Source organism: Zoogloea sp. (genome assembly GCF_044344315.1).
GTDB lineage: Bacteria > Pseudomonadota > Gammaproteobacteria > Burkholderiales > Rhodocyclaceae > Zoogloea.
In genome coordinates this window covers 12,686-34,622 of the sequence record NZ_JBIJDC010000020.1, presented here as the reverse complement: position 1 = coordinate 34,622, position 21,937 = coordinate 12,686, and the positions used below count along the sequence as shown (strand labels likewise).

General features: G+C 65.0%; 17 protein-coding genes. 12 read left to right on the top strand and 5 right to left on the bottom strand.

Going from position 1 to position 21,937, the window contains the following annotated elements; genetic code table 11:
- Positions 1 to 119: 119 nt before the first annotated feature.
- Positions 120 to 527, bottom strand: a complete 408-nt coding sequence (locus tag ACIQ09_RS06575) for a hypothetical protein (RefSeq protein ID WP_324461103.1) — start codon at positions 525 to 527, stop codon at positions 120 to 122.
- Between the two features lie 355 nt (positions 528 to 882).
- Here ACIQ09_RS06575 and ACIQ09_RS06570 point away from each other — a divergent pair, with 355 nt between their 5' ends.
- The 3 genes from ACIQ09_RS06570 to ACIQ09_RS06560 are packed head-to-tail and all read left to right on the top strand — an operon-like array spanning position 883 to position 5,571.
- Positions 883 to 2,934 carry a TonB-dependent receptor plug domain-containing protein gene (locus ACIQ09_RS06570; protein ID WP_398307432.1) on the top strand — a complete coding sequence of 684 codons (2,052 nt, stop codon included), beginning with the start codon at positions 883 to 885 and terminating at the stop codon, positions 2,932 to 2,934.
- A gap of 10 nt (positions 2,935 to 2,944) precedes the next feature.
- Entirely contained in the window at positions 2,945 to 4,246 is a 1,302-nt protein-coding gene (locus ACIQ09_RS06565; RefSeq protein ID WP_398307430.1) for an ABC transporter substrate-binding protein, read from the top strand.
- On the top strand, positions 4,243 to 5,571 hold the full coding sequence (locus ACIQ09_RS06560; RefSeq protein WP_398307428.1) for a di-heme oxidoredictase family protein: 1,329 nt from the start codon (positions 4,243 to 4,245) through the stop codon (positions 5,569 to 5,571). Before ACIQ09_RS06565 ends, ACIQ09_RS06560 begins: the two co-directional genes overlap by 4 nt.
- Before the next feature lie 148 nt (positions 5,572 to 5,719).
- Here ACIQ09_RS06560 and ACIQ09_RS06555 read toward each other — a convergent pair whose 3' ends face one another.
- Positions 5,720 to 6,148 carry a molybdopterin-binding protein gene (locus tag ACIQ09_RS06555; RefSeq protein ID WP_398307426.1) on the bottom strand — a complete coding sequence of 143 codons (429 nt, stop codon included), beginning with the start codon at positions 6,146 to 6,148 and terminating at the stop codon, positions 5,720 to 5,722.
- A 149-nt stretch (positions 6,149 to 6,297) separates the two neighbouring features.
- Here ACIQ09_RS06555 and ACIQ09_RS06550 point away from each other — a divergent pair, with 149 nt between their 5' ends.
- The 6 genes from ACIQ09_RS06550 (at position 6,298) to ACIQ09_RS06525 (ending at position 13,400) form a co-directional block, all read left to right on the top strand.
- Complete coding sequence (locus ACIQ09_RS06550; RefSeq protein WP_398307424.1) at positions 6,298 to 7,125, top strand: TOBE domain-containing protein; 828 nt, start codon at positions 6,298 to 6,300, stop codon at positions 7,123 to 7,125.
- 25 nt (positions 7,126 to 7,150) lie between these two features.
- On the top strand, positions 7,151 to 7,906 hold the full coding sequence (gene modA, locus ACIQ09_RS06545; RefSeq protein ID WP_398307422.1) for a molybdate ABC transporter substrate-binding protein: 756 nt from the start codon (positions 7,151 to 7,153) through the stop codon (positions 7,904 to 7,906).
- A gap of 3 nt (positions 7,907 to 7,909) precedes the next feature.
- Positions 7,910 to 8,599, top strand: coding sequence for a molybdate ABC transporter permease subunit (modB, locus tag ACIQ09_RS06540; RefSeq protein WP_398307420.1), 690 nt, complete (start codon positions 7,910 to 7,912; stop codon positions 8,597 to 8,599).
- Entirely contained in the window at positions 8,596 to 9,672 is a 1,077-nt protein-coding gene (modC, locus tag ACIQ09_RS06535) for a molybdenum ABC transporter ATP-binding protein (protein ID WP_398307418.1), read from the top strand. The genes modB and modC overlap by 4 nt, the downstream gene beginning before the upstream one ends.
- Before the next feature lie 105 nt (positions 9,673 to 9,777).
- Entirely contained in the window at positions 9,778 to 11,889 is a 2,112-nt protein-coding gene (locus ACIQ09_RS06530; RefSeq protein ID WP_398307416.1) for a PAS domain S-box protein, read from the top strand.
- On the top strand, positions 11,886 to 13,400 hold the full coding sequence (locus tag ACIQ09_RS06525; protein ID WP_398307414.1) for a chemotaxis protein CheW: 1,515 nt from the start codon (positions 11,886 to 11,888) through the stop codon (positions 13,398 to 13,400). The genes ACIQ09_RS06530 and ACIQ09_RS06525 overlap by 4 nt, the downstream gene beginning before the upstream one ends.
- Before the next feature lie 39 nt (positions 13,401 to 13,439).
- On the opposite strand, the gene ACIQ09_RS06520 is transcribed toward ACIQ09_RS06525, so the two are convergent.
- From ACIQ09_RS06520 to ACIQ09_RS06510, 3 genes are all read right to left on the bottom strand, one after another.
- The gene (locus ACIQ09_RS06520) at positions 13,440 to 15,452 is read right to left on the bottom strand and encodes a TonB-dependent copper receptor (RefSeq protein ID WP_398307412.1); all 2,013 of its coding nucleotides are present in this window, start codon (positions 15,450 to 15,452) and stop codon (positions 13,440 to 13,442) included.
- 126 nt (positions 15,453 to 15,578) lie between these two features.
- On the bottom strand, positions 15,579 to 17,189 hold the full coding sequence (locus tag ACIQ09_RS06515) for a methyl-accepting chemotaxis protein (RefSeq protein WP_398307410.1): 1,611 nt from the start codon (positions 17,187 to 17,189) through the stop codon (positions 15,579 to 15,581).
- Between the two features lie 219 nt (positions 17,190 to 17,408).
- On the bottom strand, positions 17,409 to 17,723 hold the full coding sequence (locus ACIQ09_RS06510; RefSeq protein ID WP_398307408.1) for a DUF5710 domain-containing protein: 315 nt from the start codon (positions 17,721 to 17,723) through the stop codon (positions 17,409 to 17,411).
- A gap of 186 nt (positions 17,724 to 17,909) precedes the next feature.
- Here ACIQ09_RS06510 and ACIQ09_RS06505 point away from each other — a divergent pair, with 186 nt between their 5' ends.
- From ACIQ09_RS06505 to ACIQ09_RS06495, 3 genes are all read left to right on the top strand, one after another.
- Positions 17,910 to 18,314: a DUF3015 family protein gene (locus tag ACIQ09_RS06505; protein ID WP_398307406.1), complete on the top strand. Its 405-nt coding sequence runs from the start codon at positions 17,910 to 17,912 to the stop codon at positions 18,312 to 18,314.
- Between the two features lie 213 nt (positions 18,315 to 18,527).
- Positions 18,528 to 20,255, top strand: a complete 1,728-nt coding sequence (locus tag ACIQ09_RS06500) for a DUF4105 domain-containing protein (protein WP_398307404.1) — start codon at positions 18,528 to 18,530, stop codon at positions 20,253 to 20,255.
- A gap of 316 nt (positions 20,256 to 20,571) precedes the next feature.
- The gene (locus ACIQ09_RS06495) at positions 20,572 to 21,909 is read left to right on the top strand and encodes a tyrosine-type recombinase/integrase (protein WP_398307402.1); all 1,338 of its coding nucleotides are present in this window, start codon (positions 20,572 to 20,574) and stop codon (positions 21,907 to 21,909) included.
- Positions 21,910 to 21,937: the final 28 nt, after the last annotated feature.

The window sequence follows — 21,937 nt, the reverse complement described above, 5'->3', positions numbered from 1 at the left end:
CTGATGAAAGAGGGTGCCGGTACGCTGATTGGCAGGCGCACGGTGCGCGGATTGTACGGGGTTGGCGGCGATTGTGCTGACTTATTTGCCTCCTCTTGGGGAGAGGGCTTCCGGTGTCGTCAGCGGGGCATGAAGGGGCTGAGGGAGAAGAAGCCTCTCGCCCTGGCCTGCTCCCCGTGGTGAATGATGATGCGGTGGATCAGCCAGCGTCCGTCGCGCAGCCGCCAGGCGCGCACGGTCTCGGCATAAGCAAGTTCCCTGCAGCGGTCCGGGTGGGTCGGGTCGGGCTCCTCCTCTAGCACATAGCAAAAAGCGCAGTAGCAGGCCTGGTCGTCCTCGTCCCGGCCAAGGATGCGTGCCGCCTTGACCAGGTATTCCTTGTAATGGTCGAAGTACAGCGGCGCGATCACCTGTTCTCTCCATTCCGAGGGTAGGCCTTCACTCCAGCGGATGGCTGCCTCGGGGCGCCGGACATGACCCGGCTTGATGTCGAAGTACTGATGCGTGTAGTGCCCTTCGTGCAACATGGTGGTGCCCCCTTTTGTGTTTCGATGTATAAATGTTTATATATCGAAATAAGCACGGGGCGTGCCTGCCCGGCCATATCGCCCCGTGATCATGTCCCGACGGGCTTTGGCTTCTCAAAGGGGGCGTCAGGCTCGGCGTTGTGTCCAGCGAAAATATGTATCAAAAGCGCCATTTTGTGAGGTTTCGAACATCGATATGTAGTTGTGTATATAGCTTAAGGGGGTGCCGGGGCGGCTCGGGGGCGGTGTGGCCGCAGGTCTTCGGGGGTGGGCATGGGGGTTGCTAATCCCTTTTCGAGAAGGCTTTCGATATGTAGCAATTAATACAGGCGCTGCCTGGTGCCAGGAGGATGTGATGAAGCGACAGATTCATAAGTGGGTGCTGGGCGGGGTGTCGGTGCTGGTGGCCGGTGGCGCCGGGGCGGCGCAGGGGGTGTTTGAGTTGGGTACCGTGGAGGTTGTGGGCAGCCCGCTGCCCTCTCCCGATCCGGCCGAGTCGGTGGTCAAGGTGGAGGACCTGCGGCGTTTCAACCGGGATACGCTTGGCGCTGCGGTGGTCCTTACGCCGGGGATGAATCTATCCCGCAATAGCCGCAATGAGGACATCGTCTATCTGCGTGGATTCGATGTGCGCCAGGTGCCCTTGTTCATCGACGGGATTCCGGCCTACGTGCCCTATGATGGTTACGTGGATTTTGGCCGTTTCACCACCTTCGATCTGGCCGAGATCCGTGTCGCCAAGGGCGCGGCGTCCTTGCTTTACGGGCCCAACACCCTGGGCGGGGCGATCAACCTGGTGAGCCGCAAGCCGAAGAACTCGCTTGAGGGCGACCTCAAGGCCGGCGTCGGCGGTGGCGGGCTGCAGACCTACGCCGTCAATGTGGGCAGCAACCAGGGGCTGTGGTATTTCCAGCTAGGCGCCACGTATTCCGATCGCAAGTGGTACCCCCTCTCCAGCGATTACCGGCCGCGCAGCATTCCGACCAGTGCCTCCAACCCGGCCCGCAACCTGCTGGAGAACGGTGGACACCGGGAGAATTCCCATTCCTCCGATTCGCGTCTTTCCTTCAAGCTCGGACTGACGCCGAACGCCACCGATGAATACGCCGTGGGCTATGTGCGCCAGGAGGGCAGCAAGGGCAATCCGCCCTATGCCGGGAGTGCGCCCGGCCAGTACCTGAACATTGGCGGTGGCGCCAACAGCCGCTTCTGGCGCTGGCCCTACTGGAATCTGGAGAGCACCTACTTCATCGGCAACATCGCCCTGGGGCGCGAGCACATGCTCAAGGCGCGGGTGTACCAGGACAACTACGACAACAAGATCCTCGCCTACACCAACGGGCGTTACACCACTCAGATCTCGAACACCACCAACTTTCCGAGCTGGTACGCCGACACGACCACCGGCGCCTCGGTGGAGCTGGCGAGCTTTGCCTTCAAGGGGCATGAGCTGGCAGTGGCCGCCCATTACAAGGAGGACAAGCACGCCGACAACGGCCTGAGCGCTACCAAGAATTACCGGGATGTGACCACTTCGCTGGCCGTCGAGGACAGCGTCCAGCTGTCGGAGCGCTGGCGCATGCGCCTGGGCTTCAGCCACGACAAGCGCGACGCTCGCGAGGTGTACTACTGGCCGGTCGGCTCCACCTCGGGCAGCAACTGGCTGGTCGAGGTGGCCCGCAGCCTGGACGGGGGTCATGAGGCCTACGCCAGCGCGGCCCGCAAGACCCGCTTCCCGACCATCAAGGATCGTTACTCGGCCCGCCTCGGGGGCGCCCTGCCCAACCCCGACCTGAAGCCGGAATCCTCCCTCAATCTCGAGGTCGGCCTGAAGGGGCGACCCTGGTCCGGCGCCCGTGGGCATGCGGCGATCTTTTACAGCCGTATCGACAACCTGATGCAGTCCATGAACATCGTTCCAGTGTCCTTGTGCAACCAGCCCGGCCTGTCTGCGGCCACGTCGTGCTCGCAGCTACAGAACATCGCCGAGGCCCGTCACGCCGGTATCGAGCTGTCGATTGATCAGGATCTCGGGCATGGCTGGCAGGTGGGTGGCAACTACACCTACCTCGACAGAGAGAACCACAGTTCCGACAAGCCGCTCACCGATACGCCGCGCAACCGGATCTTCGCCTACGCCAGTTGGAAGCCGGCCGATCGCTGGGAGCTGCTTGGTTCCGCCGAAGCCGAGAACGGTCGGATGGTGGCCTACGGCAGTGGCAATGCGGCGAGCTACGTAAAGCTCTCCGGCTACGCCCTGGCCAACCTGAAGGTGGTCTACAAACCGCTATCCAGCGTGGCCGTCGAAGGTGGCGCCAGCAACATCCTGGATGCCAACTACGCCCTGGCCGACGGCTACCCCATGCCCGGCCGGATGTGGTTTGCAAATGCCCGTTACACGTTCTGAGGAGGCTGTCATGCCGGACTTCTTCAAGCCTTCGCGGAGGGCCTTCATCCGCGGCGCCGGCGCCCTGGCGGCGGCGGGCGTCACGGCGCCCCTGGAGGCGGCTGCGCGTCGCGACGTGGTAGTGCTCACGGCCTATCCCGACGCCGTGGTGTCGCGCTTCGAGGCGGCCTTCGAGAAGGCCTGGCCCCGCTACCGCCTGCGAGTGGTGTGGCGCATGCCCCACGATGCCCTGCCTTACCTGCGCCAGCCCGGGCAGGGCGGGGTAGATGTGTACTGGAGTGCCTCGCCCCGGACCTTCGCCCAGCTCAAGGCCGAGCAGGCCCTGCGCAAGCTGCCGGTCAGCCTGATCGGCCTGCCCGGGCGGGTGGGCGGCAGCCTGATCGACGATCCGGACGGCTACTTCGCCGCATCGGAAGTGGCGGGCTACGGCTTTGCCGTTAATCCCGGCTACCTGGCCCGCCACGGCCTGCCCGCGCCGGCAGACTGGAGCGACCTGGCGCAGCCCGCTTACGCGGGCCACGTACTGGTGCCGGACCCGGTGGAGGTGGGGTTCGCGCCGGTGCTGGTGGACATCCCCCTGCAGGCTTATGGATGGGACACCGGCTGGGCCTTGTGGAGCGCCATCGCCGCCAATGCGCGCTTTGTCGGGCGGGGTGGCAGCTTTGTCTCCGACGAGCTGGGGGCGGGGCGTCAGGGGGTGGGCCTGTCCATCGACTTCTTTGTCGCATCGGCCATCGCCAATGGCGCACCGCTGCGCTTCGTCTATCCCCGCCAGGGGGGCGTCAATCCTGCCCATGTGGCGGTGACCGCCGGCAGCCCCAATCCCGACGGGGCCAAGGCCTTCGTCGGCCTTGTGCTCTCGGAAGCCGGGCAGCGCATCCTGACCCATCCGGACATCCGCAAGCTGCCGGTGCGCCCGTCCGTCTATGCCAATCTGCCGGCGGGCTATCACGACCCCTTCGCCACGGCCGCGCAGGGCGGGTACCGCTACGACAACGCGCTGGGCAGGGGGCGCGCTGCGCCGGCGGCCGCGGCCTTCGGGCAGGCCCTGGTGCGTCCGCATGCCCGGCTTGCGGCCTTGTGGCAGCGCCTGCGTGCGGCGGATGGTGGGACCTGGGCGAAGGTCTGGCCGCTGCTGTCCGCCGCTCCGTGCAAGGAGTCCGAGGTAGACGACCCGGCCGTGCAGCAGGCTTTCTTCACTCGTCGCGACGATCCGGCAGCGGAGGCCCGGGCCGCCGCACTGGAGGCGGGCTGGGCCGCCGCTGCCCAGGCTCGCCATGAGAAGGCGGCAGCTTTGCTGGGGGGCGCATGATCCGGCGAATCGCCGTGGGGCTGCTCCTCATCTGCCTCTTCCCGGTGGCACGGGGCGTCGCCGCAGATCCGCCGGGGGGCGATGCCGGGCGGGATGCCTTCCTGCAGCCGGTCGGCGGCCTCGACGAGGTGGAGCGGGAGCGCTTCTTTCGCGGGCGCTCCCTGTTCAACCAGAGCTGGGTGGTGGCGCCGGCCAGGGATGAGCGGGTGGACGGCCTGGGGCCCCTCTACAACCGTCTCGCCTGCGTCTCCTGCCATGCCCGCAATGGGCGTGGGCTGCCGCCGGAGTCACCCGGCGAACGCATGCAGTCCATGCTGCTTCGGCTTTCGGTGCCGGGCCGGGCAGGGGAGGGGGGAGTGCGCCCCCATCCGGCCTATGGCGAGCAGTTCAACGAGGAGGGCATTCCGGGTGTGAGGCCCGAGGGCCGTGCCGTGCTGCGCTGGGTCGAGTCCCGCCGACGTCTGGCGGATGGCTCCGTCGTCCGCCTGCGCCGGCCACGGATCACCTTCCAGGAACTGGGCTATGGCCCCTTGGGTCGGGTGCGGGTGTCGCCCCGGGTGGGGCAGCAGGTGGTGGGCATGGGGCTGCTCGACGCCGTGCCGGTGACAAGCCTGGAGGCCCTCGCTGCCGAGGTCCGCCCGGACGGCGTCAAGGGGCGCCTCAATCGACTGGCAGGGGGCCTGCCCGGTCGCTTCGGTCACAAGGCCAACATGCCGGATCTGCGGGCGCAGATCGCCGGGGCCTTTCTGGGGGATCTCGGGATCACCTCGCCGCTGCATCCGCAGGAGAACTGCCAGCCCGTCCAGGTGGCCTGCCGGAACGCGCCGGATGGCGGCCGCCCCGAGCTGGGAGAGTCGGAGCTGGACGACGTGGAGTTCTATCTTGCCCATCTGGCAGCGCCGGCGCGTCGCAACCCTGATGCGCCGGCTGTGCGCCGGGGAGAGGCGCTGTTTGCGGCGGCGGGCTGCGGAAACTGTCACCGGCCGCAGCTCCACACCGCGGCGCACCCCCGCTTTCCGCGTCTGGCGGGGCTCGCCATCGCACCGTACTCCGACCTCCTGATCCACGACATGGGGCTGGGGCTGGCGGATGGGCGTGCGGACTTTCAGGCCTCCGGGCGGGAGTGGCGTACGCCGCCCCTGTGGGGTATCGGGCTGACCCGGACGGTGACCGAAGTGGAGCGCTATCTCCACGACGGCCGGGCCCGCAACCTGACTGAGGCGATCCTTTGGCACGACGGGGAGGCGCGCCGCGCCCGGCTGCGTTTCGAGCGCATGGGTCGGGTCGAGCGGAGTGCCCTGCTGGCCTTCGTCGAAAGCCTGTGAATGCGCCGATCAGCTCGTCCTGTGCGTCAAAGTGGTGCGTTTCGCTATATAGTTGTGCATATAAAATGGCGAGGGTGGCCGTGATACCTCCCTCGCTGCGCCTCAGTCCGCCAGGGTCAGCATGACGGATGGACGCGGTTGCCAGTGCTCAGGCAGCGACGCCGATGATCACCGATGGGGCCTTGAACACGGCGGCAGCGGGGATGCCGACCTTCAGGCCGAGGGCCGTGGCGCCGTCGCGGGTGATGGTGGCGAACACGGTCAGGCCGTTGGGAAGGCTGATGGCGACCTCGGTGCTGACCGGGCCTTCGGTGAGGGCGCTTACCGTGCCTTCGAGACGGTTGCGGGCCGACAACTTGACGCCGGCGCCATCGGTCAGAACCAGCACGGACGAGGCTTTCACCAGGGCCTTGACGGCCTTGCCGACGACCAGTCCGAGTTCGGCGACGCTATCGTTGGTGACGGTGGCGACGATCTGGAGACCACCGGGCAGGGCGACATTGACTTCGGAATTGATGGCGCCGGGTTTGACGGTTTCGATGCTGCCGTCAAAGACATTGCGGGCACTGATTTTCATCGCAGGGACTCCTGGTTTGGTAGGGGGCTGCCTGCACTCTACGCAGGGGCATCCACTACCTGCAACCATAGCGCAGTGCAGCATTTGTGGCCCGCTATTTGCTCAAGTACAGTACGAACCGTTGTGTATTGCTCTATATAGGACAATTGATGACTACCCGACGTCCCGTGCAGCACAAGCTTGTCGGAAAGCTGACAGTCGATACCGAGTTCGGTACTTTCCTGGGCGATACCCGGATTCGCCTGCTTGAGGCTATCGACCGCTATGGCTCCATCTCCCAGGCGGCGAAGGCCGTTCCCCTGTCCTACAAGGCGGCGTGGGATGCCGTGGATGCGATGAACAACCTGGCGGAGGCGCCTTTGGTCGAGCGCTCGGTGGGCGGCAAGCACGGGGGTGGCACCCGCCTCACCGACTATGGCCGCCGGGTGATCGCCATGTATCGGGCGGTGGAGCAGGAATACCAGCAGGCCATCGACCGCTTGTCCTCGCGCCTCGGCGAGGGCGGCGAGACCAATGTGCGCCAGTTCCAGACCCTGCTGCGCCGCATGGCCATGCGTACCAGTGCGCGCAACCAGTTCGTCGGCACCGTGTCCGGCCTCCGCGAGGGCGAAGTCAGCTTCGAGGTCCGCGTGCGCCTGGATGACGCCAACGAGGTGGTGGCCGTGATCACCCGGGCCAGCGCCGAGAACCTGGAACTGGGCATCGGCAGTGAGGTGCACGCCTTCGTGAAGGCGCCGTCGGTGCTGATCATCACCGACCCCCACACCCGCACCACTGCCCGCAATCACCTGTGGGGCGAGGTCACCGCCATTCACGAGGGGCCGGTGAGTTCCGAAGTGACAATCACCCTGCCCAGCGGCCGCAACATCACCTCAGTGGTGACCCACGACAGCATCGGCAACCTGGATCTCCAAGTGGGCAGCGTGGCCTGCGCGGTGTTCCAGGCCACCTCGGTGATCCTCGCCGTCTTTGATTGAATTCCAACCCTCCCGGAGTCGTACCATGAAGCCCGTCTTTCGTCGCATTGCCCTGTTTGCCCTCCTGGCCGGCGCGGCCCTGACAGCCCGCGCCGAGGAGATCTCGGTGGCCGTGGCCGCCAACTTCACCGCACCGATGCAGAAGATCGCCGCCGAGTTTGAGAAGGCCACCGGGCACAAGGCCCAGCTGGTCTTCGGGTCCACCGGCAAGTTCTACGCCCAGGTCAAGTCGGGCGCGCCTTTCCAGCTGTTGCTGGCGGCCGACGATGAGACGCCAGCCCGGCTGGTGAGAGAGGGCGATGGGGTGGCCGGCAGCCAGTTCACCTACGCCATCGGCAAGCTGGTGCTGTGGTCACCGAAGCCGGGCTTCGTGGACGACAAGGGCGAGGTGCTCAAGTCGGGCAAGTTCGAACATCTGTCCATCGCCAATCCCAAGCTGGCGCCCTACGGCCTGGCGGCCACCGAGACGCTGAAGGCGCTGGGGCTTGCCGACAGCCTGCAGCCGAGGATCGTCATGGGCGAGAGCATCTCCCAGGCCCAGCAGTTCGTGACGTCCGGCAGCGCCGAGCTGGGCTTCATCGCCTTTTCCCAGATCCATAAGGATGGCAAGCTGATCGAGGGCTCCCACTGGCTGGTGCCGGCGAAGTACCACAGCCCGATCCGCCAGGATGCCGTGGTGCTGGCCAGGGGCAAGGGCAATGCGGCGGTGGACGCTCTGGCTGGCTTTCTCAAGTCGAAGATCGCGGCCGACATCATCAAATCCTACGGCTACGATCTCTGAACAATGCACCTGAGCGCGGATGACTGGTCGGCGATCCGCCTGACCCTGGAGCTGGCCAGCATCGTCACGGTGCTGCTGTTGATCATCGGCACGCCGATCGCCTGGTGGCTGGCGCGCAGCCGGTCCAGGCTGCGCGGCGTGGTCGGTGCCATCGTTTCCCTTCCCATCGTGCTGCCGCCCACCGTGCTGGGCTTTTACCTGCTGGTGCTGATGGGGCCGGAAGGGGCGGTCGGGCGCTTCACGGAAGCCCTGGGGCTGGGCCGCCTGCCCTTCACCTTCCCTGGCCTGGTGGTGGCGTCCATCCTGTATTCCCTGCCTTTCGTGGTGCAGCCGGTGCAGAACGCCTTCATGGCCATGGGGGAGCGTCCGCTGGAGGTTGCGGCAACCTTGCGGGCGTCACCCCTGCGGACCTTCTTCACCGTCGCCCTGCCCCTTGCCCGGCCGGGCTTCATCACCGCCGCCATCCTGGGCTTTGCCCACACGGTGGGAGAGTTTGGCGTGGTGTTGATGATTGGCGGCAACATTCCGGACAAGACCCGTGTGATCTCCATGCAGATCTACAATCACGTCGAGGCCATGGAGTATGCTCAGGCCCATGGGCTGGCCGCGCTGCTGCTGGGTTTCTCTTTCCTGGTGCTGCTGGCGCTGTACACCGTGGGCGGTGCCCGCAACACCCTGGGGGCCGGGCGATGAGTGGCATCTTGCTGAACTGCCGCCTGCCCCTGGCGGATTTTGTGCTGGAGGCGGATCTGGCGCTGCCCGGGCGGGGGGTGACGGCGCTGTTTGGTCCGTCCGGCTCGGGCAAGACCACCCTGCTGCGCTGTGTGGCCGGCCTAGCCCGGGCTGCGGGGCGGGTGGAGATCAATGGCGAATGCTGGCAGGACGATGCCCGCCGGATATTTCTGCCGACCCATCAGCGTGCCCTCGGCTATGTCTTCCAGGAGGCCAGCCTGTTTGCCCACCTGTCGGTGCGGGCCAACCTGGAGTTCGGCCTGAAGCGCATCCCCGCCGCGGAGCGCAAGGTGGGGTGGGATGCAGCGCTTGAATTGCTGGGCATTGGCCACCTGCTGGAGCGGGGCACGCAAGCCCTGTCCGGAGGCGAACGCCAGCGCGTGGCGATTGCCCGGGCCCTGCTCACCAGCCCGCGCCTGCTGCTGATGGACGAGCCCCTGGCCGCCCTCGACGCGAAGCGCAAGCAGGAGATCCTGCCCTACCTGGAGCGCCTGCACGACGAGCTGGCGATTCCGGTTCTGTACGTCAGCCACTCGCCGGATGAGGTGGCCCGCCTGGCCGATCACCTGGTCCTGCTGGAGCAGGGGCGGGTGTTGGCCAGTGGCCCCACCAGCGATGTGCTGACCCGCCTCGACCTTCCCCTGGCCCGCGACGAGGAGGCCGCCGTGCGCGTGGATGCCCAGGTGCTGTCCCATGACGATGCCTACCAGCTGACTTGCCTGGGCTTTGCCGGTGGGCGCATCCAGGTGACCCGCAAGGACCTGGCCGTGGGGGCGCCGGCGCGCATCAAGATCCAGGCGCGGGACGTCAGCATTGCCCTTACCGGCGACAACCGTTCGAGTATCGTCAATCGTCTGCCGGCGCGCATCGTCGGCTTCGGCGAGGCGGCCCATCCGGCCCAGTGCCTGGTGCGGCTGGACGTGAGCGGCACACCCGTGCTGGCACGGATCACGCGCTTGTCCCGGGACGAGCTTGGCTTGGTCGAGGGTATGGATGTAGTAGCTCAGATCAAATCGGTGGCGCTACTGGGCTGAGGCCTGCGTCTAAAGATGTTCCCCATTCAACCGTAATCAGCCCAGTGCGCCGGGCCGGCCCAGCAGGGCTGCAGGCTCGACGGTCAATGAGCAAAGGGGATACAGATGGGGGCTTCAGAGAAACCTGCCCGTGGCAGCGCCGCTCCGGCCGAAGCAGGGTCCGTCGAGCTCGCCACGAGCGACCTTGCCGGCTATATGGCGGCCATCAACCGCAGCCAGGCGGTCATCGAGTTCGGGCTGGACGGCATCGTGCTGGATGCCAACGACAACTTCCTGCGGCTGATGGGCTACACCCTGGACGAGATCAAGGGCCAGCACCATCGTCTCTTCCTTGATAAGGAAGAGGCTCTGGGCGGCGCCTACCGCGTCTTCTGGCAGAGGCTGGGCAAGGGAGAGTTCGATTCGGGGGAGTACCTGCGCATCGCCAAAAACGGCCGCCAGGTGTGGATCCATGCTTCCTACAACCCGGTGCTCGATCAGGACGGAAAGCCGGTGAAGGTGATCAAGTTTGCCTCCGACATCACCGAGCGCAAGCTGAGCGCCATGGAGAATGTGGCACGCCTGCAGGCTGTGTGCGCCAGCAGTTGCATGATGGATCTCGCCCGTGATGGCACCATTCTGCAGTGCAATGAGCGCATGGAGCGTGCGCTGGGCTATGGCCATGGTGAGCTCATCGGCCGGAACGAAACCGAGCTGATCTTCGACGATGACATGGCGAGCGGCCAGTACCGCGCCCTGTGGGGTGAGTTGCGGGAAGGGCATTCGACCAGCATCGAGCGGCGGCGCAAGGGGGCGGATGGGCGTGAGCTGTGGTTTGCCTCGACCCTCAGCCCGGTGCTGGGCATCGACGGTAGTCTGAGCAAGGTGATCGTGATCGCCCAGGACATCACGGAAGCCAAGCTCTCCCGGCTGGATGCCGCGGGCAAGCTGGGCGCCATTGACCGGGCCCAGGCGGTCATCGAGTTCGACCTCAAGGGTAATGTGCTCAACGCCAACGCCAACTTCCTCAACCTGATGGGCTATCGCCTGGAGGAAGTCGTCGGCCATCACCATCGCCTTTTCGTGGAAAGGGAGTACGCCGCGAGCACGGAGTACCAGAACTTCTGGGAGCACCTCTCCCGCGGCGAGTACTGCACCGGCGAGTACAAGCGTATCGGCAGGGACGGGAGGGAGGTGTGGATCCACGCTACCTACAACCCGATCTTCGATCCGCGTGGCAAGCCGGTCAAAGTGGTCAAGTTTGCCAATGACATCACCGACACCAAGCTCCACAGCGCCGAATTCGAGGCCAAGGTGGCAGCCATCGGCCTGGGCCAGGCGGTGATCGAGTTCGACCTGGAAGGCCGCATCCTGACCGCCAACCGCAATTTTCTGGCTGCCATGGGCTACACCCTGCGCGAGATCCAGGGCCAGCATCACAGCCTCTTCTGTACCGGGGACTACACCCAGAGCGAAGAGTACCGGGATTTCTGGCTGCGCCTTGGTGAAGGGCAGCACATCAGCGGGCGCTTCCACCGCGTCGGCAAGTACAACCGGGACGTGTGGATCCAGGCCAGCTACAACCCCATTCTTGATCTCAACGGGCAGGTCATGAAGGTGGTCAAGTACGCCTACGATGTGACCAAGGAAGTGCAACTCGAGCAGCGCATCACCGCGAAGGCGACGGAGATGTCGGGCAGCGTGCGCAGCCTGGTGGAGAGCATCCGCAACATCGCCGAGAATTCGAGTGTGGCCTCAAGCATGGCCATGGAAACCTCCACGGCGGCCAAGGCCGGTTTTGAGGCGGTACAGCAGTCGATCGCCGCCATCGACCGCATCCAGAGCAGTTCGAGCCGCGTCTCGGAGATCGTGCGGGTGATCAGCGAGATCGCCAATCAGACCAACCTGCTGGCCTTCAATGCGGCCATCGAGGCGGCACGGGCAGGTCAGCAGGGGGTGGGCTTCTCGGTGGTGGCTGCCGAGGTGCGCAAGCTCGCCGAGCGCAGCTCAACCGCCGCGCAGGAGATCGCCCGGCTGATCGACGAGTCGACCCTCAATGTGCAGCAGGGGGCCGAGGTGAGCCGTTCCGCCGCCCGCAGCTTCGAGGGCATCCTCACCGCCGTGGAGCGCACGGTAGACAGTGCCACCGAGATTGCCAGCGCCACCGAACAGCAGCGCGGCATGGCGGGCCAGGTGTCAGGGCTCATCGAACAGCTTGCCAGCGCAGTGAGCGGATGATGGATCCGCACGCCAGCGACCGACGCTTTGGCGTATTCAGCCTGGCCACGCTGCAGCTTGCGCTGCCCCTGGAGGCGCTACGCGAAGTAGTGCCGTTGTCGGCCCTGTCGGTGCTGCCCTGTGCGGCCTCTTGCGTGATCGGCGGGATCGACCTGCGCGGGGTGCTCGTGCCCGTAGTCGATCTGCGCGTGGTAATTGGTCTGCCGGCCACTGGCAGTGAGCCCAGCAGCGTTGTCATCATGATCTTCGAGGGGCGTCTGCTCGGGCTGCTGGCCAGCGGGGTGGTGGGCGTGTTCGAGTGTCCGGGCGGTGGCTGGAGCCCGATGGTCAGCCGCAATGCTGAGGGCGTCATCTTTGGCGGCGGATTCCGTCGCCCTGACGACGGGACCATGGTCAGCGTGCTTTCACCGGTCGGTCTGGCCGGGCTCCGGGACGTACCCATGGTCGAAAACTCCGGCCGCGATCTGTCGCAGGCGGCCGTGCGCGGGGAGCAGGGGGACGAATTGATTGCCGACTCCTACCTGATGCTGGTGCGTACCGGTTCGGTACCGATGGCGCTGGCGTCGGAGTCGGTTCACACCACAATCCTGCATCCCGAGATCCTCAATTCGCCGCTGACCGGCGGCTGGTGTCTGGGCATCATCGAACATGCGGGCATCAAGGTGCCGGCCGTGGATCTGCTGGCCTTGTGTGGCCTTGGCGAGATTGCCAATCCGTGGCTGACCCAGGCCTTCCTGATCCAGTATCCCCAGGGGCTGGTGGCCTTCATGGTGGATCAGATCATGGATGTGGTAAGGGCGGATGCCCAGGGTCTTGTCCCGATTCCACCCGGAACCTTGCCTGGCGATGCCCTTTTTTCCGGTGCCCTGCCCATGGACTCCCTGCCCGGTGTGGCCGCAGGCGACGATCTGCAGGCTGGCTACTTTCTGATGCTTGATGCCGGGCGTTTGACCAGACACCGGGACCTGTCCGGGCTGGGCCGCATGAACACGCCGGTGGAGGGCCGCGGGGATGTGTCTCGCCAGCACTCCGGCGGTGATCCACGCCTGCTGGCCGAGCGCTGCCAGGTGCTCACCTACGACCTGGGCTTTGAAGTAGCCACGCCCATCGACCAGATTGCCGAGATACTGCCCCAGGCAGAGGAGAGCGGCATCGTGTTCGGGCCAGGCTCCCGTGCGGCCGGGCTGGTGGTGAGCCGTGGGCGTGCGATTCCGACCTTTTGTCTGAGTGCGCTGATGGGACTGAGCGGCGCCGAGCGTTCGCCGACGGCGAGTGTGCTGGTGGTGGAAACGGAGACAGGCTGCGTGGGCTTCAACGTGGCCCGCCTGATGACCATCGACGAAGCCCCGCTGAACCGCCCGGACGCACCGGGCGTGGGTCGCACCCCTCTGCCGGCTCTGCCGGAGGGGAACGGCGCCCGTTGGTCACCGGCCATGGTGGGGTCAGGCACGGCGGAGCGCATGCTGAGCGTGCTCGATCTGAAGCATCTCGCGCACACCCTCTGCGGGTAGTCCGAGCCCCAGTCCGGGCCGTCCCCGTGCCTGCCGTCCCTAGTTAAGCGCAATGTTGGCCTTCAGCCATAGGGTCCGGCCGGGCTCGTTCACCCGGGTGGTCTGGGTGAACCCGCCTACCATGGCGCCGCTGCGGCTGATGAATTCCGCGTAGCTGCGGTCGAACAGGTTGTCCACCCCGGCAGTGACCAGGAAACCCTTGGAGGGCCGGTAGCCGGCGTTCAGGGAGACGATGGCAAAGCCGGCCGAGGCGCCAATGTCCTGACCCACGATGTTGCCGTAGCCGGTGTCGTAGCGCTTTTGGCCCTGCACCATGCGCAACAGGGCGCCCGCACTCCAGGTCTTGTTGTCATAACCGGCACCGATGCGGCCTTCCAGGGGCGGGATCTGGGACAGGGGTTTGTCATTGCTGTCGTTCTCACCGTGGACCCACGCCAGGGTACCCCAGGCCTTCCAGAACCGCCCCAGGGCATAGCTGATATCGCCTTCAAGTCCGTAGGTGGTGGCGTCGATGTTGAGCGCGTCCGTGGCGAAGGCGTTGATCTGGCGGATCTGGATGAAATCCTTGTGCCTGGCGTAGAACAGGGAGGCCGAGGTGCGCAGGGGGCCGGCAGCGTAGATCACGCCGGTGTCCAGCTGGGTGGTCTTTTCGGGCTTCAGGAAGAAGGTACTGGCCGTGCCGGTCATCATGGTCGAGGTGGCGCCCGGTGCCTTGGTGCGCTCCCAGTAGTCGGCGGCCCGCTCGCTGTGGCCGAGGCCGGCGTAAAGGGTGGTGGTGGGCGTGAAGGCGTTCTCCCAGCGCAGGAAGCCGGCCTTGAGGGTGTCCTTGTCGCTGCGCCCAGAGGTGCTCTTGCCGCTGCGTTGGTCTTCGGCCTCGCTCCAGTCCAGGCGGGCGCCACCAATCAGGCGATGGGCGGCGTTGAGTTCGTGGGTCAGCTCGCCAAAAACGCCCCAGGTGTTGAAGCGCATGTCGGGGCTGCGCACCAGACCGTCGTAGCTGGCCACGGCAGTGCCGCTGGCCTTGCGCAGGGTGTGGTCATTGGTCTGGAAGTCGATGCCGGTTTCCAGGGTGCTGCGGGGGCTCAGGTCGAGTGTCGCGGCGATGCGCCCGCCCTTGGTCTCCCGGTCGGGGTTGCTGACCATCTTCATGCCTGTGGCGGTGCGCAGGCTGTAGTTGTCCATCACATGGTCTACGTAGTTGCGGTAGATCTGCCCCTCGAGTTTGGCGAACAGTGGGCTGATGCGGGACTTCTCGAACTTCAGGCCCACGTTGGTCCGGTCGAAGGCGGTGCCGTCCATGCTGCGGTCGGCATAGGCCGCATGGCCGTCGCTCTTGGCAAAGCTGAGTTCGATACGGGTGTTCTCGTCCGGGGTCAGGCCGACGGCGCCATTCACGCTCCAGCGGTCGTAGCGGGAGTGCACTGTGCGCCCGGAGCCGTCCTTGTAGTCCTGGCTGTGGGAGTGGGTGCCGGTGATCTCACCGTAGTAGCGTTCATTGCCGACGCCGGCTTCCAGCACCTGGTCATTGCGTCCGAAGCTGCCGGCCAGCAGGCTGCCTTCGGCATAGGCGGAGAAGCCCTTGCGGACTTTGGGCGTGCGCTCAAAGAGCACTACCCCGGCGCTGTTGCCCGGGCCGTATTTGACCGTCTGCGGGCCTTTCAATACGGTGATGCGATCGAAGGCCTCGGGGAAAACGTAGGCGGTGGGCGGGTCCATGCGCATGCCGCAGCCACCCAGGATCATTTCACCGTCCAGCAGAATGCCAAGGCGCGAAGCCGCCATGCCGCGGAAGACCGGGTCGCCGTCGGTGCCCCCCTTGCGGATCACCGAGAAGCCGGGGATGTTCTTCAGGTAGTCGGCGCCGTCGTGGGCGGGAACCGGCTGGCGGGGGGCGCGGGGGTCGGTGGTGACGGTGAGGGGCGCCGCCATGGCGGGCGCTGTGATTACGACTTCACGCAGGGTGTCGTCAGCGTAGGCCGGAAAAGCACATGCAATCGCGACGGGCAGAACGAGGGGAAGAAGGGCGCGGTGGTGCGGCGCAGGATGGTGCATTGCAGTGGACTCCCTGAGTTTTCAAGAGAGCGCCACATTAGATTTTGCTGAAATAAGCTGGTTTGATCTGCGGCAAGATCGCGCACCAGAACGGTGCGGCATAGTGTCGCAGATCAATGTGCTGTTTTAGATCCGGAAGCGCGACACGCTGCCCTTCAGGCTGTCGGCTACGGTCAGCAGACGGTGGGCTGTGCTGGCAACCGAGCCGACGGCAGCAGAGTTCTCTTCTGACATCTGGGCGATGGCTTCGACGTTGCGAGCCAATTCCGTCGAGGCGCCACGCTGCTCGCGCAGGGCATCGGAGATGCTGTCGATGGCCCCTTGCATGGTTGAAGCGGACTGACAGATCTCGCTCATCGACTCGCTGGCCTTGCTTGCCGCCAGCACCACTTCGCTGACCAGTGTGCGACTCGATTGCATGCTGCTCACGGCTCCAGCCGCGCCTTGCTGGATGGTGCTGATTACGGAGCTGATTTCCTGAACCGAACTGGTAGTGCGTTCGGCCAGCTTGCGTACCTCGTCGGCGACCACCGCGAAGCCGCGGCCCTGTTCGCCGGCGCGGGCGGCTTCAATGGCGGCATTGAGGGCCAGGAGATTCGTCTGATCAGCCACTTCACGGATCACGACGGTGATCTTGTCGATCTGTTGAACCTGATCGGAGAGGATCTGCATTTGCCCGGCAGTGGTCTCGACCTGCTCGGCGACCCGGCCGATCCGTTCGGATGCAGCGTCAACACCCTTGCCGCTCGAGACAGCCTGGCTGCCGGCCTCGCTGGCGCGTGCGCTGGCATCGTCGGCACTGGAGCCGACGTGATCGATGCTGACGGTGAGCTCCTCTACCGCAGCGGCAGCGGCCGAGGTGGAGCTGGATTGCTGTTCGCTGCTGATCGAGACCTGTTGGGCCGCGCTCGACAACTGGCTGGCGGACAGGGCCACGTTGTTGGAGTTGGCGACGACTTCTCCTATGGTCCGGGCCAGTTCGCTGCGCATGGTATCGAGGGCGGTGAGGAGGGTGCCGATCTCGTCTGCGCTGCTGTTCTGTACCCCTTGGGTGGTCAGATCACCAGCGGCAATGCGTGCCGCGATCTGGTTGGCTTCCGCGAGGCGCACATTGATGCTGCGAGTGGTGCTGAAGCTCAATCCCAGCATGGCTACGGCAGCTGCGACGAGAATGCCGATGGCGATCCAGGTGGCTCGGTCCTTGACCTGGATGGCACGCTCAACGCTCTCTTTACCCAGTTCTTCGTTGAACTTCATATGTGCGTCAATGTGGTCGATGAACTTCTGGGAGTAGGGGGCAATCTTTGCGAGTTCTGCCCTTACGTCATCAAACCGGTTGGTCCGTGATACGGCCAATGCTCCACTAATTCGCTGGTTCAGTTCCTCGGCTGCCTTGATCTCTTCGTCAAGTAGCCGTTGGTCCTCGGGATTGGCGATAAAATTCCCGTAATTCTTCAGGTGCTGATTGAGCTTGGTCTGGCTGTCAATGATCGTCTTCTCGATTTCAGCCATGTCCTCGGCGTTGGTGGCCAAGGCATGACGATAAATCCGGACGCGCAAGCGACCGAATTCCACACTAATCTTATTCAGGAGTTCGATGCTCGGAACGACGTTGACGCTGACGTAGTTCGTCTCATCGAAGACCTGATTCATTTGCTGGTAGTTGATGCCTGTCAGCACAAGCAGGCTCATGAGAGCCGCGGCGACAAGGAGGCGCAGTCGCTGGGAGATGGTCATTTGATTCATTCCTGAAAGAGCTTGCCAATAAGGTCTGCCGCCGGGCTGGTGCAAGCACGGTAGCTGACAACGTCCGGGCAGCCGGGGGCAGGGGCCGCATTTCAGATTGCTGAATGCGGAAACGGCCGTTCTTCAGCCAACTTTAGCGATTTCGCAGCTTCTTTCAGGGAAAATGGCGACGGAATATATGTGCTCGTGTTGACGGTGGATGCCGAGCAATCAGGCCTGTGCGGCCCATCCCCGAGCCACAAGGGCCTCCTGGCAGTGGCGGCAGCCTACCCAGGGCAGGCAGTCACAGTCCAGTTCGAAATAGCGAGCGCCAGTCTTCACGACCGCGGCGATTTCTGTCTTCCTGCTTGCTCCAGCCCCGGCAGAGCGTGTCGGGGCATCGCCGCCCTGGGGCAGCCAGCGTGCAAAGGCTGTCAGGTCGGTCACATTCTGTACGTACCAGACGCGCTTTGTGGCGTCCCATCGGGCGCCCAGCTCCTTGGCCTGGTCCTTTTCCGCAAACGGTACCTGCAGGTTGGTTCTCATCGTGGGTCGTGCTTCCTCTGTTTGCCCTGAATCCGGCCGGAGATTGTATCGCCGTCCGGTGGGGACGCCCGGGCGAGCTGTGCCATGGTTTTCCTTCTCCAGGCGACTTGTGGCCGCTGATTGACCCCGTAACGCGTTGGCGGCGATACTTTCAGCCCGATTTCTCAACTCTTGGTTTGTTCGATCATGAAGACCTTGCCCAAAATTGCGCTTGTTTCTGTTTTGCTCATCAGCGCAGGCGCCTGTACCGTCATCGACCCGAGCTCGAGCAGCCACAGCAGTAGCAGCAGCGGTGGCGACTCCAAGAGTGCCTCGCTGATGACCCGTGAGCAGCGGATCGCCCGTTTCACCGAAAACAATCTCGATCACCTGAAGCGGGATATCAGCATCGGCCAGGGTGAGTACCTGTCGTCGCTGGCCAGCCTGATGCAGATCGAATCCGCCCAGCGGCCTGCGTTCTTTGCCTTTGCGCAAAGCAATTTCACCAAGCTGTTTCCCAGCGCCCAGACCCGCGCCGCCGACATGCTGACGACGCTTGATCGCGAAATGCGGGCTGATCCGCGTTTTGCTCAGCGCGTAGCCCTGAACTGAGGGGGCTTTTTACGCCGGCCGCCCGGGTGCGCGCCGGCGCGTTGCTGATTCTTGGCTTGATGCTGTGGGCGCCGGGCGCCCGGGCGGATTCCGCCTATCTTGCCGATCTGCAGTTGCGGGCTGCCGAGGCAAATCTCGCCGAACGGCGGGACTGGCAGGTGCTGCTGCATTACCGAAGCAATGCCCTGGGCGATGGCCTCACCAGTGATGCCGATGACCCACGTTTCTTTCTTGCTCCGGAGGGCAAGACCGATCCCGCTGCCGAACTGGCCAGCCACGCTGGCCGCATTTTTTTCCGCTGCGCCCGTCGGCGCCCATCCCCAGCCTGCCCAGTGCGCCTTCGTCGCCCGTTACGCCTGGCTGCGGCAGGAACTGGGCTTTGATCCCCGGCGCCTGCCCGAGCACAGCTGCGAGGCGTATTCGCGCTGGAAGGCCGAACTGGATGCCGAGACGGCGACCTTTGTATTCACCTCCGCCTACCTGAACAATCCGGCGTCGCTTTTCGGCCACACCCTGCTGCGCCTTGACCGGCGCGGGGAACCCGCCAGCACGCAGCTCCTGGCCTACGCGGTCAGCTATGCGGCCGACGACAGCGGCAGCACGGGGCTGATGTACGGAATCAAAGGCATCGCCGGCGGATTCACCGGCTATTTCGAGCTGCAATCCTATGACCGCCTGGTGCGGACTTACAGCGACATCGAGAACCGGGACATCTGGGAATACCGGCTGAATCTCACTCCGGGGCAGATGGCGCGGCTCGTCGCCCATCTGTGGGAGCTGCGTGAGGTCAGATTCGACTATTACTTCTTCAGCGAGAACTGCGCCTGGCAGTTGCTCACCCTGCTGGAGGTGGCGGACCCATCACGGGTGCTGTCTGATCGGTTTGCCCTGTGGGTGGCGCCGCCCGATGTGCTGCGCCTGATCAACGCCGAAGCCGGGCTGGTGGGCAGCGTTACACCGCGCCCGGCACGTGGCAGTGCCATCCGGCGACGCTATGCCGCACTGGACGCCCCCGAGCGGGTGCAGGCACAGGCCATTCGGGCGGATGTCGGTCAGGTGGAGAGCCCGGCGTTTCAGGCGCTTGCTCCGGATCGCCAGGCCTTGCTCCTCGACTTGGCGCTGGATCTGCGCCAGCGCGGAGGCGCCGCCGGGAAGGGGAAAGGGGAGGGGGAGGGAGCCGCTGCGCCCCGCGCTGATGAAGACGTGCATCGCCTGCTGGCTGCCCGCAGCGCAGTCGGGCAAGCCGCATCGTCCTTCGCGATCGCGCCCTACGCCGGCCGCCCGGAGGCAGGGCACGCCTCCCATCGCATCGGTCTTGCGCTGGGGCAGCGGGCTGACCAGGGTTTCATCGAGCTGAGCGCACGGGCGAGCTTTCACGATCTGCTCGAAGCGGATGCCGGTTACGCACCGGAGGCGGCAATCGAGCTTCTGGGGGCGTCCTTCCGGCATAGCCCGGAAACGGGCCGCACACGTCTGAACGAACTGACCCTGATCGCCATCGAGTCGATGCCGCCCTTCAACCCCCTGCTGCCCCGCCCGGCCTGGCGTGCCCAGGCGGGATGGGCGCCCTCACCGCGGCGTGACTGCCCCGGCTGCCTGGCCTTCCGGGCTCAGGCGCAGGCAGGTCTGGCCACCGAAACCCGGTGGCCGTGGCGCATCCTGTGGTTTGCCCTGCCGGGCCTGGAGTTTGAGGATGGTGCGGGGCGACCGGCGCGCGCCGGCCCGGGCTTCAGCGCCGGCCTGATTGCCGAACCGAGAGCAGGGTGGAAAGTGGCTGCCCGCGTCACCCGGACAGCCTATCGCTGGGGGGGGAGTTCGGACGAGACCCGCTGGACGCTTAGCCAGCACTACACCTTGCAGCGCGATCTGGCCCTTCGCGCCGAGTGGAAGCAGCTCGGCGACATCCGGGAGTTTGTGGTGGGGCTGCAGGTCTATTTCTGAAGGTGGCAGTCCGTCGTTCTCCCTGACAGATTCCGCTGCGCCATGGCGAGACGCGGGACGGAAAGCACAAGGCCAACCCCGAAGGATTGGCCTTGTGCTTGGTGCTATGGTGGGCCCAACAGGACTTGAACCTGTGACCAAGCGATTATGAGTCGGCAAAAACGGGGTTTCGATAGGTATAGATAAGAATCCACAAGATCCCTTGGAGGTGGCATAGATACTGGGTTTTTTGGTCTTCGTGCTCCAGTTGCATCATAGACAGGAATGGACGAAAATCGATTTTATTCCTTCCCCAGTCCTTCCCAGGGTTGCCGCCATGCCCCGCCAAAGACTTACGCTTCCCCGCATCGCAGCCTTCAAACCCAAGTCAGAGGGCTTCCTCTGGGATGAGGACGCGCCGCAACTCGCGGTTCGTGTCCGTGCCTCTGGCTCGAAGAACTTCATCTTCCAAAGTGGTCTCGGCTACAGGGACATTCGCATCACCATCGGCAGCGTCGATGCATGGACAATCGAGGCCGCCCGCGAGGAAGCCCGCCGCTACCAGCGGATGATCGACGAAGGGAAAGACCCCCGCGACGTGCTGCGTCAGGAAGTGGAGGCGCGCAAGGCCGAGGAGGTCGCCCGTCAGGCCGTTGCAGATGCCCAACAGGTGGAGCAGCGCCGCCAGGCTTTGACCGTGGCCGATGCCTGGCCGGCCTATGTTGCGGCCCGCTCCCACAAGTGGGGTGATTCATCCAGGCGGGACCATGAAAAGGCCATCCAGCCGGGCGGCGAGCGGATCACCCGGGGCCGCAAGAAAGGGCAGGGGGAGTTTTCCCTGCCCGGCATGGTGTATTCCCTGCTGGCCGAGCCTCTGAAGGATCTGACCTCGGAGCGCCTCGCCGCATGGATGCAGGAGAACAACGAGCGCGGCCCTACCGAGGCTGCAAAGAATTACCGGCTGGTCAGGGCCTTCCTGAACTGGTGCGCAGAGCGCCCCGAGTATTCCGGGATCGTCTGCCCCGATGCCTGCCGAACCTCCGAGGTGAAAGACCACGTGAGGGCGGTCAAGGCCAAAGGCGATAGCCTGCAGCGGGAGCAGTTGCCCCTGTGGTTCAAGCACGTACGGGCCCTGCGCAATCCCGTGCATGCTGCCTACCTGCAAACCTTGCTGCTGACCGGCCCGCGCCGCGAGGAGCTGACAGCCCTGCGCTGGGAGGATGTCGATTTTCAATGGAAGACCGTCACCATCAAGGACAAGGTGGAGGGGCAGCGCATCATTCCCCTGACGCCCTACGTTGCCGCGTTGCTGGCCGGCCTGCCGCGCCGGAACGAATGGGTGTTCTCCAGTCCCTCCGCCGAGTCGGGACGCCTGCAGGAGCCCCTGAAGCCGCACAAGAACGCCATGGAGGCCGCCGGCCTGCCGCCCTTCACCCTGCACGACCTGCGCCGTTCCTTCGGCACCCTGGCCGAGTGGGTTGAGTGTCCGGTGGGTGTGGTGGCTCAGATTCAAGGACACAAGCCGTCTGCCTTGGCCGAGAAGCACTACCGCCGCCGGCCTATCGACCTGCTGCGCATGTGGCATGTGAAGATTGAAGGCTGGATTCTGGAGCAGGCCGGCATTTCGCAGCCGAGCGAAGAGCAGGCGGCTGGACTGCGGGTGGTGAAAGCCTGAGTATTGAAACCTGAAACGTTACGCTATA

Excerpts from the sequence above, each read along its gene's own strand:
- modB (WP_398307420.1), top strand. The coding sequence starts at position 7,910 with ATGCACCTGAGCGCGGATGACTGGTCGGCGATCCGCCTGACCCTGGAG.
- modA (WP_398307422.1), top strand. The coding sequence starts at position 7,151 with ATGAAGCCCGTCTTTCGTCGCATTGCCCTGTTTGCCCTCCTGGCCGGC.
- ACIQ09_RS06520 (WP_398307412.1), bottom strand. The coding sequence starts at position 15,452 with ATGCACCATCCTGCGCCGCACCACCGCGCCCTTCTTCCCCTCGTTCTG.
- ACIQ09_RS06575 (WP_324461103.1), bottom strand. The coding sequence starts at position 527 with ATGTTGCACGAAGGGCACTACACGCATCAGTACTTCGACATCAAGCCG.
- ACIQ09_RS06570 (WP_398307432.1), top strand. The coding sequence starts at position 883 with ATGAAGCGACAGATTCATAAGTGGGTGCTGGGCGGGGTGTCGGTGCTG.
- ACIQ09_RS06515 (WP_398307410.1), bottom strand. The coding sequence starts at position 17,189 with ATGACCATCTCCCAGCGACTGCGCCTCCTTGTCGCCGCGGCTCTCATG.
- ACIQ09_RS06565 (WP_398307430.1), top strand. The coding sequence starts at position 2,945 with ATGCCGGACTTCTTCAAGCCTTCGCGGAGGGCCTTCATCCGCGGCGCC.
- ACIQ09_RS06530 (WP_398307416.1), top strand. The coding sequence starts at position 9,778 with ATGGGGGCTTCAGAGAAACCTGCCCGTGGCAGCGCCGCTCCGGCCGAA.
- ACIQ09_RS06560 (WP_398307428.1), top strand. The coding sequence starts at position 4,243 with ATGATCCGGCGAATCGCCGTGGGGCTGCTCCTCATCTGCCTCTTCCCG.
- ACIQ09_RS06510 (WP_398307408.1), bottom strand. The coding sequence starts at position 17,723 with ATGAGAACCAACCTGCAGGTACCGTTTGCGGAAAAGGACCAGGCCAAG.
- modC (WP_398307418.1), top strand. The coding sequence starts at position 8,596 with ATGAGTGGCATCTTGCTGAACTGCCGCCTGCCCCTGGCGGATTTTGTG.
- ACIQ09_RS06505 (WP_398307406.1), top strand. The coding sequence starts at position 17,910 with ATGAAGACCTTGCCCAAAATTGCGCTTGTTTCTGTTTTGCTCATCAGC.
- ACIQ09_RS06525 (WP_398307414.1), top strand. The coding sequence starts at position 11,886 with ATGATGGATCCGCACGCCAGCGACCGACGCTTTGGCGTATTCAGCCTG.
- ACIQ09_RS06500 (WP_398307404.1), top strand. The coding sequence starts at position 18,528 with ATGACCCACGTTTCTTTCTTGCTCCGGAGGGCAAGACCGATCCCGCTG.
- ACIQ09_RS06550 (WP_398307424.1), top strand. The coding sequence starts at position 6,298 with ATGACTACCCGACGTCCCGTGCAGCACAAGCTTGTCGGAAAGCTGACA.
- ACIQ09_RS06495 (WP_398307402.1), top strand. The coding sequence starts at position 20,572 with ATGCCCCGCCAAAGACTTACGCTTCCCCGCATCGCAGCCTTCAAACCC.
- ACIQ09_RS06555 (WP_398307426.1), bottom strand. The coding sequence starts at position 6,148 with ATGAAAATCAGTGCCCGCAATGTCTTTGACGGCAGCATCGAAACCGTC.